Here is a 12,946-nt window from a genome sequence, read left to right as displayed (position 1 = left end):
CTCAGGCGGTGATCCAGTCGCTGGTCGCGATCACCGGCTGGACGCCGTCGCGGTGGATCGTGCCCTCGATCAGGCCGTACATCCGGTCCGCCGCGAAGTACACCTCGTTGTCGTTCTCCAGCCCGAACGGCTCCAGGTCCACCAGGAAGTGGTGCTTGTTCGGCAGGTTGAGCCGGACCTCGTTGACCGTGGGGACGTTGTCCAGGACCCGGTCGGCCATCGCGTGCAGGGTCTGCTGGAGCGAGTAGCTGTACGTCTCCGCGAACGCCTCCAGCATGTGCCGCCGCACCTTCTGGTACGAGCGGTCCCAGTCGTGCTCCTCGTCCGCCGCCGCCGGGGCCGAGTTCGCCCAGCGGGCGGTGACCTTGGTGGCGAGGATCCGGTCGTACGCCTCCCGCAGCGTCGTGTACCTGTCCTTGAGGAAGCCGTGGAACTCGGAGTTCGTCGAGTTCATCACGGTCAGGTCCTTGAGGCCGGAGAGGACCTGGAGGCCGGTGTTCGCCGAGTAGGTGATCTGCGCCGTGCGGACCTCCTGGCCCGTGCGGACGAAGGAGTGCTGCTCCTTGCGGGTGGGCACGGAGACCCGCTCCCAGGCGTACTCCTCCACCCGGATCTGCGCCTCGTGGATCACCGCCTGCGAGGTCACGAAGTGCTTGGCGAGAAGGATGCCGAAGGCCTCGGGGGAGGCGACGCCGTGCTCCTTGGCGAAGGCGTACACGGTGTTCTTGGTGGTGTCGGTCGGCAGGCAGTTGCCGTTGTCGCCGGTCAGATGGACGTCGCGGTACTCGCCGCGCAGCGCCACCGACACGTTCAGGTCGCGGATCTCGTGCCATGCGCCGGCGTCGCCCTTGCGGGTCACGGTGACGATGCGGTTCTCGGCCTTGCCGTACTGGTTCTGCGCCAGGACGTGCTTGCTCATGTGCTGCTCAGCTCCTGCGGGTACGTGGATACGGATATCCCGTACGCCCGGCGTCCAGCCTCCCCGTCGTCCCCGAGGGTCCGCTCCCCGCCGTCCGGCCCGTGAACGGCGGGCCGCCCCGGGACTGACGAGCATCCCGGTCCGTAGGTGTCGCTCGAAGATATGTCGGCTTCCGGCCACTGGCAATGGGGCGGGCTGCGCGTAGAGGAAGCGTCAAGACGGGCATTCGCGGCGTTAGGGGCACGTCAACGGAGGCGGCGAGCGGCCTGCGGAGAGGTTTCCTCATCTGGTCCGAGAATCCGTTCTTCCTTCTTCGTGCATCCGGGAGCTCACGATGGCCGACGTGGCCTTCGTCGTCACCACGATCGCGGTCTTCGCGCTGGTGGCCTTCATCGCCAAGGGGGTGGCCAAGCTGTGAGTGCCGAGAACATCGTCGGTCTGCTGGTGGCCGCCGCCCTCCTGGGCTACCTCGTCCTCGCCCTCGTCAAGCCCGAGAGGTTCTGAGGCCGCACCATGAGTCCCGTTCTCGCTGGGGTCCTCCAGCTCCTCGCTCTGGTCGTCGCGCTCGGCCTGTCGTACCGGCCGCTGGGCGACCACATGGCCAGGGTCTACTCCTCCGACAAGCACCTGCGGGTGGAGAAGTGGATCTACAAGGGCATCGGCGCCAACCCGTCGGTGGAGATGCGCTGGCCCGCCTACCTCCGCGGCGTCCTCGCCTTCTCCGCCGTGAGCGTCCTCTTCCTGTACCTGCTCCAGCGGGTGCAGGGCTCGCTGCCGGGTTCGCTCGGCTTCGTGTCGATCGACCCGGACCAGGCCTTCAACACGGCCGCCTCCTTCGTGGCGAACACCAACTGGCAGTCGTACTACGGCGAGCAGGCCATGGGCCACGTCGTGCAGACCGGCGGCCTCGCGGTGCAGAACTTCGTGTCGGCGGCGGTCGGCATCGCGGTCGCCGTCGCCCTCGTCCGCGGCTTCACCAGGTCCCGTACCGGCGAACTCGGCAACTTCTGGGCCGACCTGGTCCGGGGCGTCGTCCGCGTCCTGCTCCCGATCTCCGTCGTCGGCGCCCTGGTGCTGGTCGCCTGCGGTGCCATCCAGAACTTCGCCGGCATCCACGAGGTCGGCCAGTTCATGGGCGGCACACAGCAGTGGAACGGCGGCGCGGTCGCCTCCCAGGAGGTCATCAAGGAGCTGGGCACGAACGGCGGCGGCTACTTCAACGCCAACTCCGCCCACCCCTTCGAGAACCCCAACGGCCTCTCCAACCTCTTCGAGATCTACCTGATCCTCGTCATCCCCTTCGCGCTGACCCGGACCTTCGGCCGGATGGCCGGCTCCCTGAAGCAGGGATACGCGATCCTCGGCACGATGGCCGCGATCTGGCTCGGCTTCACGGCGCTGATGATGTGGACCGAGTTCGCCCACCACGGACCGGCGTTCGACCTGGCCGGCGGGGCGACGGAGGGCAAGGAGACCCGGTTCGGCATCGGCGGCTCCTCGATCTTCGCGGTCGCCACCACACTGACCTCCACGGGAGCGGTGAACTCCTTCCACTCCTCGTACACCGGCTTCGGCGGCGGGATCACCATGCTGGGCATGCAGCTCGGCGAGATCGCGCCCGGCGGCGTCGGCTCCGGCCTCTACGGCATGCTGATCATGGCGATCATCGCGGTGTTCATCGCCGGACTGATGGTCGGCCGGACCCCGGAGTACCTGGGCAAGAAGATCGGCACGCGGGAGATCAAGTTCGCCGCGCTCTACATCCTGATCACACCGGCGCTGGTGCTGTGCTTCACGGCGGCTTCGTTCGTCCTGGACACCCCGTCGCACTCCCTGACGAACTCCGGCGCGCACGGCTTCTCCGAGATCCTCTACGCCTACACCTCGGGCGCCAACAACAACGGTTCGGCCTTCGCCGGCCTCAACGCGGACACCCAGTGGTTCAACTCGACCATCGGCATCGCGATGCTGCTCGGCCGGTTCCTGCCCATGGTGTTCGTGCTCGCGCTCGCCGGCTCGCTGGCCGAGCAGACGCCCGTACCGGAGACGGCGGGCACCCTGCGCACCGAGAAGCCGCTGTTCACCGGACTGCTCGTCGGCACGATCCTCATCGTCGCCGGTCTCACCTACTTCCCGGCCCTCGCGCTGGGACCGCTCGCCGAAGGGCTCGCAGCATGAGCACCATCACCCCCACCCGGCCCCCGCAGTCGGAGGCGCCCGGCGGCCGGCCCGCCGAGGCCGGACGCGTCGGCGGCGGACTGTTCGACCCCAAGCAGCTCGTCACGTCCTTCCCCGACGCGATCAGGAAGCTCGACCCCCGGGTCATGGTCAAGTCCCCCGTCATGTTCGTGGTGCTGATCGGCTCGATCGTCACCACGGTCCTCGCGGTCACCAACCCGGGGGACTGGTTCGGCTGGGCGATCACCGCCTGGCTCTGGCTGACCACGGTCTTCGCCAACCTCGCGGAGGCGGTCGCCGAGGGACGCGGCAAGGCGCAGGCCGACACCCTGCGCAAGGCCAAGACCGACACCGTCGCCCGCCGGATCACCGGCCCGCACGAGGAGCGGGTCCCCGGCACCGAGCTGCGCGTCGGCGACCTGGTCGTCTGCGAGGCCGGCGACACCATCCCCGGCGACGGTGACGTCGTCGAAGGCGTGGCCAGCGTCGACGAGTCGGCCATCACGGGCGAGTCGGCCCCGGTCATCCGCGAGTCCGGCGGCGACCGGTGCGCGGTCACCGGCGGCACGAAGGTGCTCTCCGACCGGATCGTCGTGAAGATCACGACGAAGCCCGGCGAGACGTTCATCGACCGGATGATCAACCTCGTCGAGGGCGCCGCCCGGCAGAAGACCCCCAACGAGATCGCCCTCAACATCCTGCTCGCCTCGCTGACGATCGTCTTCCTGCTGGCCGTGGTGACGCTGAAGCCGTTCGCGATCTACGCCGGAGCGGACGAGCAGACCTCGCTGATCGTGCTGACGGCCCTGCTCGTCTGCCTGATCCCGACCACGATCGGCGCGCTGCTCTCCGCGATCGGCATCGCGGGCATGGACCGGCTGGTCCAGCGCAACGTCCTGGCGATGTCGGGCCGCGCGGTCGAGGCCGCCGGTGACGTCTCCACGCTGCTCCTCGACAAGACGGGCACGATCACCCTGGGCAACCGGCAGGCCTCGGAGTTCGTCCCGGTCGCCGGCACGACGGAGGCCGAACTGGCCGACGCCGCCCAGCTCTCCTCCCTCGCGGACGAGACGCCGGAGGGCCGCTCGATCGTGGTCCTCGCGAAGCAGGCGTACGGCCTGCGCGAGCGCCACCAGGGCGAACTGGCCCACGCCGAGTGGATCGAGTTCACCGCCCAGACCCGCATGTCGGGCGTGGACGTGGACGGCAGGAAGGTACGGAAGGGCGCGACCGGAGCGGTCGTGGCCTGGGTGAAGGAGCGGGGCGGCAGTGTCTCCGAGGACGCGCAGGCGCTCACGGACCGGATTTCCCAGGCTGGTGGCACGCCGCTGCTCGTGGCTCTGGAGGACGGCGCGGGCGCGCGTGTCCTCGGCGTCATCCACCTGAAGGACGTCGTCAAGGAGGGCATGCGGGAGCGGTTCGACGAACTGCGCCGGATGGGCATCCGCACGGTCATGATCACGGGTGACAACCCGCTGACCGCGAAGGCCATCGCCGAGGAGGCCGGTGTCGACGACTTCCTCGCCGAAGCCACCCCCGAGGACAAGATGGCGCTCATCAAGCGGGAGCAGGCAGGCGGGAAGCTGGTCGCCATGACCGGCGACGGCACCAACGACGCCCCGGCGCTGGCGCAGGCGGACGTCGGCGTGGCGATGAACACGGGCACGTCGGCCGCGAAGGAGGCCGGCAACATGGTCGACCTCGACTCCAACCCGACCAAGCTCATCGAGATCGTCGAGATCGGCAAGCAACTCCTCATCACCCGAGGAGCGTTGACGACCTTCTCGATCGCCAACGACGTGGCGAAATACTTCGCGATCATCCCCGCGATGTTCGCCGTCGCCCACCCCTCGCTGGACAAGCTCAACATCATGGGCCTGACCTCGCCCGAGTCCGCGATCCTCTCCGCCGTCATCTTCAACGCGCTGATCATCATCGCCCTCGTCCCGCTGGCCCTGAAGGGCGTGCGCTACCGGCCGAGCAGCGCCGACTCGATGCTCCGCCGCAACCTCGGCCTCTACGGACTCGGCGGCCTCATCGCCCCCTTCATCGGCATCAAGCTCATCGACATGCTCCTCACCCTCATCCCCGGAATCGGCTGACACACGATGAACAACTCAGCGGCGAACACCGGCCGTGTCCTGTGGGCGGGCCTGCGCGCCCTCCTCGTCCTGACCGTCGTCTGCGGCGTGCTCTACCCGCTCGCCGTCACCGGCGCCGCCCAACTCGCCTTCCCCGGGAAGGCGAACGGCTCGGAGATCGAGGACGCGAGCGGAAAGGTCGTCGGCTCCGAACTCATCGGCCAGCGCTACGACCTGCCCCTGAAGGACGGCGAGGACACCCCGGCCCCCGACCTGCGCTGGTTCCAGCCACGCCCCTCCAACGGCCTCGGCACCAACTCCGTCAACACCCGGTACTCGCTCATCCTGTCCGGTGCCACCAACCGCTCCGGCGACAACGCCGAGCTGATCCGGTGGGTGAAGGACGCCAAGGCCGCCGTCGTCGAGGACAACTCCACGGCCGACCACCAGGTGAAGCCCTCCGACGTGCCCGCCGACGCCGTCACCTCCTCCGGCTCCGGACTCGACCCGCACATCTCACCCGCGTACGCGAAGCTCCAGGTCCACCGCGTCGCCGAACGCAACGGGCTCCCCGTCGCCCAGGTCGACCGGCTCGTCGCCGACCACACCGACGGCCGGATCCTCGGCTTCGTCGGCGAGCCCCGCGTCAACGTCCTGAAGCTCAACATCGCCCTCAAGCAGCTCGTGGCGACGAAGGGCTGACGGAGGGGGGCGGCTTGGCGGCTGATACGGGGCCTGGCGGCCGATACGGGCCCGGCGGCCGACACAGGCCCCGACCGGGTCGCCGTCCGTCAGGACCCCGGCAGCACCCGGGTCTCGACCGTGGGAAGTCCCTTGACCCACCAGTGGTCGTAGCGGCCGTAGACCCGGGCGTCCCGGGCGGTGAGGAAGCCGCCGAGCGCCTCGGCCTCCACCGCGAGCTCCGCCCAGACCCGGGCGGGCAGCGGGTGGAAGGCCGAGGCCTCGATGCCTCCCTCGACCGGGCGCCACACCCCGGCCACGTACCCGTCGAGGAGGAGCGTCGGCAGCGTGTCGCCGTTCACCCGGATCACGTGTTTGCGGTACTCGGGCGGAATGACCCGGCCACGGTCCGCGTACGCCAGCAGGACGCTGTCCCACATGGCCATCAGCCGGGGCGGCGCCGGAGCGTCCTCGTCGGGCAGCACCGCCCCGGGCACGTCGTACAGCACCGTCCCGCCCGGCCCCTCGTACTCCGTGAGCTCGCCGGCGAGGAGCCGTACCGCCTCCCGCACCTTGCCCCGCGGCGCCGTCGCGAACTGCGCCATGTCCGGTACGGACGCCGGCCCGAAGCCCTCCAGATAGCGCCGGATCAGGACGGCGAGCCCCGCCGCCGCCGCGTCCGGATCACCCAGCACCGGCAGCGGCCCGCCCGCCGTCACGAACGACTGCGCCGCCCCGAACGACCACGGCGGCCCGGTCGGCGCGTGCCACAGCGGCGCGTACTGCCGGATCATCCGCCACACCACGGCCTCCACCGGCCCGCCCCACGCCTCCTCCAGGCGCTCCCGCATCTCGGCCCCGCTCCGCGCCTCCCCGGCGTACTCCAGGAGAGCGGGCAGCAGGGCGTCGGCGTCGGCGGCCGTGAACCCCGCCGCCTTGAACCGGGGATCGTGCAGCCGCGAACCGCGCAGCGTCGGCTCCATGGCCTCCCGGAACGCCCGGTAGTCCGCGGCGTGCACCAGGTGCAGCGTGAGCCGCATCAGGGTCGAGCGGACCAGCGCGAAACCGGCCACCGCCTCGTCGAGCCGCGCCGGATCGAAGCCGGCGACCCTGTTCCACAGCGCCACATAGGGCGAACCCGGCTGCTGCGCCTGGAGGGCCACCACCCGCCGTACGGCGTCCTCGACGCCGATCGACGCCCGGCCGAGCAGCAACTGACGGTCGAGGGTGGAGCGGTTGAGCGCACGTGCGGTGATCACCATGGCGGGATTCTCCCCCTTGGGGCGAGAGGAACGCACCGTAAAGTCTTGGCCATGGGGGACATGTCTACACAAGCGTCCGAACGACCGCAGGAGGGGGCGGGGGAGGGGCCGGGGGAGCGACTGGCCGTCGCGCCACGACCGCGCGCGGCCGACCGCGCGCAGACCCCGGCACCGTCGGCACCGCCGGCACCGTCGTCCTGGCGGTCCGGTACCGCCCTCACCCTCCTCTGCTTCCTCGTCTGCTGCGGCATCGGCCTGCAGTCCTGGACGGCCATGCGGCTCACCGGCTTCGACCTCGGCATCTTCGACCAGGCCGTCCGCGCCTACGCGCACTTCGAACTGCCCAGGTCGCCCATCAAGAACGTGCACCACGAGTTCCCGCCCGGCTTCTCCCTCCTCGGCGACCACTTCACCCCGGCGCTCGCCCTGCTCGCCCCGCTGTACTGGCTGTGGGACGACCCGAGGGTCCTCCTCCTCGCGCAGGCCGCGCTGTTCGCGGTGGGCGTGCCGGCGGTCCGGCGCATCGCCCGGCACTCCTTCGCGGACGCCCCGCCCCGCACCGCACGGCGGGCGGCGGACCTCGCCGGCCTGGTGTACGCGCTGGGGTGGCCGCTGCTGAACTCCGCGTACAACGGCTTCCACGAGGTGGCCTTCGCCGTACCGTTCACCCTGCTCATGCTGGAGCGCGGCCTCGCCCGGCGGTACGCCGCCGCGGCCTGCTGGGCGGCCCTGCTCTGCACCACGAAGGAGGACATGGGGCTCGTCGTCGGAGCCTTCGGCCTGGTCCTCGCCGTACGGGCGCACCGCGCCGGCCACCGCCACGGCCGGGCCACCGGGCTCGCCCTCGCCCTGGCCGGACCCCTCGTCTCGGTCGCCGTGATCACCTGGTTCCTGCCGGCGATGGGCGGCCCCGAGGGTTACTACTGGTCGTACGGCAGCCTCGGCGCCGACCCGCGCGCCGCCCTGGCCCACGTCCTCGCCGAACCGTGGGTGCTGTTCCAGGTCGCCGTCACCCCCGGCGTGAAGGTCGCCATGACGGCCTGGATCCTGGGCAGTCTGGCCCTGCTCCCGCTCGGCTCCCCGACCTTCCTGCTCGCCGTCCCGCTGCTCGCGGAGCGGGTCCTCTCCGACAACCCCAACCACTGGCCGGTGATCAACCACTACGACGCCTTCCTGTGGCCGATCCTGCTGACGGCCGCGCTGGAGACGCTGGGACGGATGCACCGGACCTCGTACGGAAGGCGCGCGCCGGCCCTGTGGTGGGGGAGCGCGGGGATCGCCCTGGCCACGGCGGCCTCCTTCGGCCTGGGCCTCGTCCTCTTCTTCCAGCCGGGCGCCTGGCGGCCCCCGACCGACCGCGCGGCGCTCGCCGCGGCGGCCGAACTCGTCCCCGACGGGGCGACGGTGGAGGCGGACAACGTCGTCGCGCCCCGGCTGACCGCCCGTACCCGGGTCGTCCTCGCGGACGCGACCCCCCGGGGCGCCGACTGGGTCGTCCTCCGGGTGTCGGGCCGCACCTTCCCGTTCGCCTCGCTCGACGAGCAACGGCGGCGCGTGGAGCTGCTGCTGGCCCACGGGTACACGAAGGTCCGGGAACGCGACGGGGCGGTCCTGCTGCACCGCACCCGGCGGGTGCCGATCCCCGGCATGCGGCTGCCGGGCCCGGACAGCACACCGATCCGCGAGGCCGTCCCTACGGACGTCGGCACGAGCCTGTTCCTGCGGTAGCCGCCGGGGCGGGGGAGCGGCCCGGCGGCTACCGCCCGTCCTGCGCGGCGCCGCGCGTTCACCGAGGACTCCCCCCGCCGTCGCGTTCCCGACGCCCGGCGTTGTGGCCGGAAATGGACCATGAGGCCGCCTCCATGGGCGACAACCATGTGTCAAAGGGAGTTCAGATGAATCCGCGCCTCCTGCGCCGGCCCGCCACCGTAGCGCTGCCGCTCTCCGCCGCGCTCGCGCTCACGGTGGTCATGGGTACGGCCGAGGCCGAGCCCGCGCGGCACGGCTCGGCCGCCCGGGTCGTCACCACCTCGACCCTGCCGGACATCCCGCTGGCCGCCTTCAGCAACCGCCTCCTCCCCGGCACCGTCGCCGACGACCGGGACGTCGACCTCGGCGGCATCGGCAGCGACCTGTACCCGGCCGAGCGGCGCGGCGAGTACTGGACGGTGACCGACCGGGGCCCCAACGGCCAGATCTCGGTCGGCAAGGACAAGCGGCGCACCTTCCCCGTGCCCGGCTTCGACCCGGCGATCGTGAAGGTCCGCACCGTCGGCGACCGCGTCCAGGTGCTGAAGGCCATCCCGCTGACCACCGCCTCCGGCGCGCCCGTCACCGGCCTGCCCAACCAGCCGGGCCGCGACGAGGCCCCGTACGACTACAACGCCTCGACCCCGCTCCCGTACAACCCGAACGGCCTCGACACCGAGGGCCTCGTGCGCGACCGGGACGGCAGCTTCTGGCTGGTCGACGAGTACGGCCCGTCCCTCGTGCACGTCTCCGCGAAGGGCCGGGTCCTCGCCCGCCACGTGCCGAAGGGCCTCGGCCTGACCGGCGCCGACTACCCGGTCGTCGAGTCGCTCCCCTCGATCTTCCTCAAGCGCAAGATCAACCGCGGCTTCGAGGGCCTCGCGCTGCTCCCCGACGGCGACCTCGTCATGGCGCTGCAGAGCCCGCTGCTCAACCCCGACAAGGCCGCAGGCGAGGACTCCCGCACGACCAGGCTGCTGCGCTTCTCGACCCGCGAGAACCGCGTCACGGCCGAGTACGCCTACCGCTTCGACCCGGTCGGCGTCGTCGAGCCCGGCCAGACGAAGACCGCCGAGCTGAAGATCTCCTCCGTCGTCGCCCTCGGCGGCGACCGCCTCCTCGTCCAGGAGCGCACCGACAAGGGCTCCCGCGCCTACGAGGTACGCCTCCGCCGCGGCGCCGACATCCTCGGCACCGCGTGGGACTCCACGGCGAGCCCGGCCCTGGAGCAGCTCGACGACGAGGCGGCGGCCGGGGCGCCGGTCCTCGCCAAGCGGCTGATCGTCGACTTCAACCGGGTCGAGGGCGTCCCCGGCAAGATCGAGGGCCTCGCCCTGGAAGGCTCCTCGACGCTGGTCCTGCTCAACGACAACGACTTCGGCATGACGGACGGCCCGGCCGCCTTCGACGCGAACGGCCGCCTGGTCGACAGCGAGGTGGAGACGACCCTGGTCCGCGTACGGCTGCCACGGCCGGTGCGCTGACGCTGGCGGGGGGCGGGTCGTTCAGCTGACCGGGCCGGGCGGTCGGTTGCTCGGCCGGTTGCCCAGCTGACCCGGCCGGGCGGCCGGTAGCTCAGCTCATCCGGCCGGGCGGCAGGTACCTCAGCTCACCCCGCCGGGCGCCCGGCCGGGGTCAGCTCACCCACCCCGTGCACTTCAGCTCGATGCCCTCGACGTTGACGCAGGCGCGCAGCCACGTGCCGTCGGGCCAGTAGGACATCGACGTGTACTCCTGACCGCCGTCGGCGTGCACGTACCCCCGCGTCCCGTCCCACGTCCTGCCCCCGTCCGTGGAACGGTCGATCCACACCCCGTACTTGTAGTAGGTGGTGGCGGTCCTGGCCCAGCCGTACCACCGGCCGTCCTTCTTCCCGGACCGGAGTTCCACGGTGGCGAAGCCGCGTACCGTCGCCGTGGCGTCGGTGGTGGGGCCGGAGTCCCAGCTGACCGTGTTCGGGTCCCAGTTGTCGCAGGCGTAACCGCTGCACGGCAGGCCGGCGGCCGAGGCGGGGCTGGTCGTCACGGCGAGCGCGGCGAAGGCCAGCGCCGCCGCGGGCAGCAGCCTTCCGCGCAGCACACCACTCTTGATCTTCGTTCGCATGAGGGCTCCCTCTCCGTCCGGCCGGTGGCCGCGCACCCCTGTCGCGGCGCGGCCCGGCCGGTCTGTGGGAACACCGTCGCGGGCGACACCAACGAACGCTCAACACGGCGTCAACAGGACGGGAGACAGCCCGACTTACGGGCGCAGGGGTGCCTCACGCGGCGGCGCGGCGCTCCGCCGCCGGACTCCCACGGGTCAGACTGACCCGTATGAGAGCGGCGGCCAGGCGGGAGAGGTCCGCCGGGTCGACGTGCCGGGCGAGACCGGCCGGGGTGTGGGGGAGACCCAGCCGGGCGGCGGCCGTCAGGGACCGCTCGTCGAAGTACGGGCGCAGCTCCGGCCAGACGGCCTGCGCCTCACGGCAGAAGATGCCGGCGCCGACGGGCCCGATCCGGGGCACCTCGCGGAGGAGCCCGCGCAGGGCGTCCGGATCGCCCGCGGCCTCCTCGCGGAGCTGCCGCAGGTCACCCCGGTAGCGGTCGAGGACGAGCCGCGCGCCCTCGCCGAGGGCGGTGGCCGTGCTCTCGTCGTACCGGACGTAATGGGCCCGCCCGAGGGCGTCCACCCGTTGTTGCCACGAGGAGTCCGCCATGGCGGAGGGGGTCCGCAGCCCGTCGGAGAAGAGTTCGCGGGCGGCGGCGGTGGCGATGTCGGCCCGGATGCGGACGGAGCAGAGGACGGTCAGGACGAGCAGCTGGTAGAGCGGGGCGGGCTTGTCGTGCAGCACGATCCCCGCCTCGTCGGCGTACGTCCGGCCGTGCTCCCGCAGCAGCCGGCCGATCACTGCGTCGGTGTCCATGGGCGGTCCTGGGGGCTCCGGGTTTCCGGGGGCGCTCGCGGCGCGGGCATCGGCGACCGCGCGCCTCGTACGCGAGGCGCCCCGCGTACGAGGGGCGCCTTCCCGCCCGCCCACGGACCATGCACGCGGTGCGTACGGGACATGCTCCGGATCGACCTACTCCGCGTGACGTGGGTCACTCTCCCGTGGCCGCGGTCCGGACGGGCGTGATCATGACCGTATGGACGCCCGATTCCTCGGCACAGCCGAAGTCACCCGACACGCAGACCTCGCCGAAGCCCCCGCCGTGGCGGTCGTGGTCGACGTCATGCGCGCCTTCACCGTGGCCGCCTGGGCCTTCGCCCAGGGGGCGGAGAAGATCGTGCTCGCCGAGTCGCTGGACGAGGCGCTGGCGCTCAAGGCCCGCCACCCGGACTGGGTGACGCTCAAGGACGGCCCGGCGGCGCCCGGGTTCGACGCCGTCAACTCACCCGGCCTGCTGCGGTCCGTCGACCTCCGTGGCAGGACCGTCGTGCAGAAGACCACGGCGGGAACCGTGGGGGCCCTCGCGGTCAAGGAGGCGGGGCTCGTCCTGTGCGCGAGCTTCGTGGTGGCGGAGGCGACGGCCCGCGTGCTGCGGACCCGCGGCGGCGAACCCGTCACGTTCGTGGTGACCGGCGAGGACGGGCGGGCCGACGAGGACCTGGCGTGCGCCCAGTACATAGCCCGCCGGGCGGCGGGGGAGGAGGCGGACGCGGGCGAGTTCCTCCGCCGCGCCGCCGGGTCGCGCGCCGCCGCCGAGCTGACGGAGGGGATACGGCAAGGGACCCACCCCGACGACGTCGAGCTCTGCCTTGAGCTGGACCGTTTCCCCTTCGCCATGGCGGCGGCCCTGGAGGGCCCGAGCAGCCTAATGGTAATGAAAACCATTCCGGTACACTGACGTCATGGCACGCAACGAACTCCGCCCCGTCATCAAGCTCCGCTCCACCGAGGGCACGGGCTTCACCTACGTCACCCGCAAGAACCGGCGCAACGACCCGGACCGTCTGGTGCTGCGCAAGTACGACCCGATGGCCGGCCGCCACGTCGACTTCCGAGAAGAGCGCTGAGACCGCGCACCGCGCACCACCCCGGCGGGGAGGCACGTCTCGCCGGGGTCCGGCAGCCACTCGCCGCGGGCGGCTGCCACCCA

General features: G+C 71.7%; 12 protein-coding genes. 8 read left to right on the top strand and 4 right to left on the bottom strand.

Annotated features, from left to right (window positions below):
- Position 1: 1 nt before the first annotated feature.
- A complete protein-coding gene (gene pucL / locus DEJ43_RS12450) occupies positions 2–919 on the bottom strand; it encodes a factor-independent urate hydroxylase (RefSeq protein ID WP_015033716.1) in 918 nt (305 codons plus the stop codon).
- Between the two features lie 414 nt (positions 920–1,333).
- On the opposite strand from pucL, the gene kdpF reads away from it, so the two are divergent.
- The 4 genes from kdpF to DEJ43_RS12430 are packed head-to-tail and all read left to right on the top strand — an operon-like array spanning position 1,334 to position 5,880.
- Positions 1,334–1,423, top strand: a complete 90-nt coding sequence (kdpF, locus tag DEJ43_RS12445) for a K(+)-transporting ATPase subunit F (protein WP_033204243.1) — start codon at positions 1,334–1,336, stop codon at positions 1,421–1,423.
- Positions 1,424–1,432: 9 nt separating this feature from the next.
- Complete coding sequence (kdpA, locus tag DEJ43_RS12440; RefSeq protein ID WP_015033714.1) at positions 1,433–3,097, top strand: potassium-transporting ATPase subunit KdpA; 1,665 nt, start codon at positions 1,433–1,435, stop codon at positions 3,095–3,097.
- The gene (gene kdpB / locus DEJ43_RS12435) at positions 3,094–5,199 is read left to right on the top strand and encodes a potassium-transporting ATPase subunit KdpB (RefSeq protein ID WP_015033713.1); all 2,106 of its coding nucleotides are present in this window, start codon (positions 3,094–3,096) and stop codon (positions 5,197–5,199) included. Before kdpA ends, kdpB begins: the two co-directional genes overlap by 4 nt.
- Positions 5,200–5,205: 6 nt before the next feature.
- Positions 5,206–5,880 carry a potassium-transporting ATPase subunit C gene (locus DEJ43_RS12430; protein WP_015033712.1) on the top strand — a complete coding sequence of 225 codons (675 nt, stop codon included), beginning with the start codon at positions 5,206–5,208 and terminating at the stop codon, positions 5,878–5,880.
- An 89-nt stretch (positions 5,881–5,969) separates the two neighbouring features.
- Here DEJ43_RS12430 and DEJ43_RS12425 read toward each other — a convergent pair whose 3' ends face one another.
- A complete protein-coding gene (locus DEJ43_RS12425; protein ID WP_015033711.1) occupies positions 5,970–7,121 on the bottom strand; it encodes a winged helix DNA-binding domain-containing protein in 1,152 nt (383 codons plus the stop codon).
- 60 nt (positions 7,122–7,181) lie between these two features.
- Here DEJ43_RS12425 and DEJ43_RS12420 point away from each other — a divergent pair, with 60 nt between their 5' ends.
- The gene (locus DEJ43_RS12420; RefSeq protein WP_106433841.1) at positions 7,182–8,849 is read left to right on the top strand and encodes a DUF2079 domain-containing protein; all 1,668 of its coding nucleotides are present in this window, start codon (positions 7,182–7,184) and stop codon (positions 8,847–8,849) included.
- A gap of 167 nt (positions 8,850–9,016) precedes the next feature.
- Entirely contained in the window at positions 9,017–10,354 is a 1,338-nt protein-coding gene (locus tag DEJ43_RS12415) for an esterase-like activity of phytase family protein (RefSeq protein ID WP_041662409.1), read from the top strand.
- A gap of 151 nt (positions 10,355–10,505) precedes the next feature.
- On the opposite strand, the gene DEJ43_RS12410 is transcribed toward DEJ43_RS12415, so the two are convergent.
- Both DEJ43_RS12410 and DEJ43_RS12405 read right to left on the bottom strand, forming a co-directional pair.
- Entirely contained in the window at positions 10,506–10,973 is a 468-nt protein-coding gene (locus DEJ43_RS12410; protein WP_015033708.1) for a hypothetical protein, read from the bottom strand.
- A 154-nt stretch (positions 10,974–11,127) separates the two neighbouring features.
- Positions 11,128–11,772, bottom strand: a complete 645-nt coding sequence (locus DEJ43_RS12405; protein ID WP_015033707.1) for a hypothetical protein — start codon at positions 11,770–11,772, stop codon at positions 11,128–11,130.
- 220 nt (positions 11,773–11,992) lie between these two features.
- Between DEJ43_RS12405 and DEJ43_RS12400 the strand changes: the two genes are divergently transcribed.
- Positions 11,993–12,694: a 2-phosphosulfolactate phosphatase gene (locus DEJ43_RS12400; protein WP_015033706.1), complete on the top strand. Its 702-nt coding sequence runs from the start codon at positions 11,993–11,995 to the stop codon at positions 12,692–12,694.
- A gap of 4 nt (positions 12,695–12,698) precedes the next feature.
- Complete coding sequence (gene rpmG, locus DEJ43_RS12395) at positions 12,699–12,863, top strand: 50S ribosomal protein L33 (protein WP_015033705.1); 165 nt, start codon at positions 12,699–12,701, stop codon at positions 12,861–12,863.
- Positions 12,864–12,946 lie beyond the last annotated feature (83 nt).

The sequence above is a fragment of the Streptomyces venezuelae ATCC 10712 genome (assembly GCF_008639165.1).
In the GTDB taxonomy this organism is placed as follows: domain Bacteria; phylum Actinomycetota; class Actinomycetes; order Streptomycetales; family Streptomycetaceae; genus Streptomyces; species Streptomyces venezuelae.
This window is presented reverse-complemented; position numbering and strand designations above follow the sequence as displayed.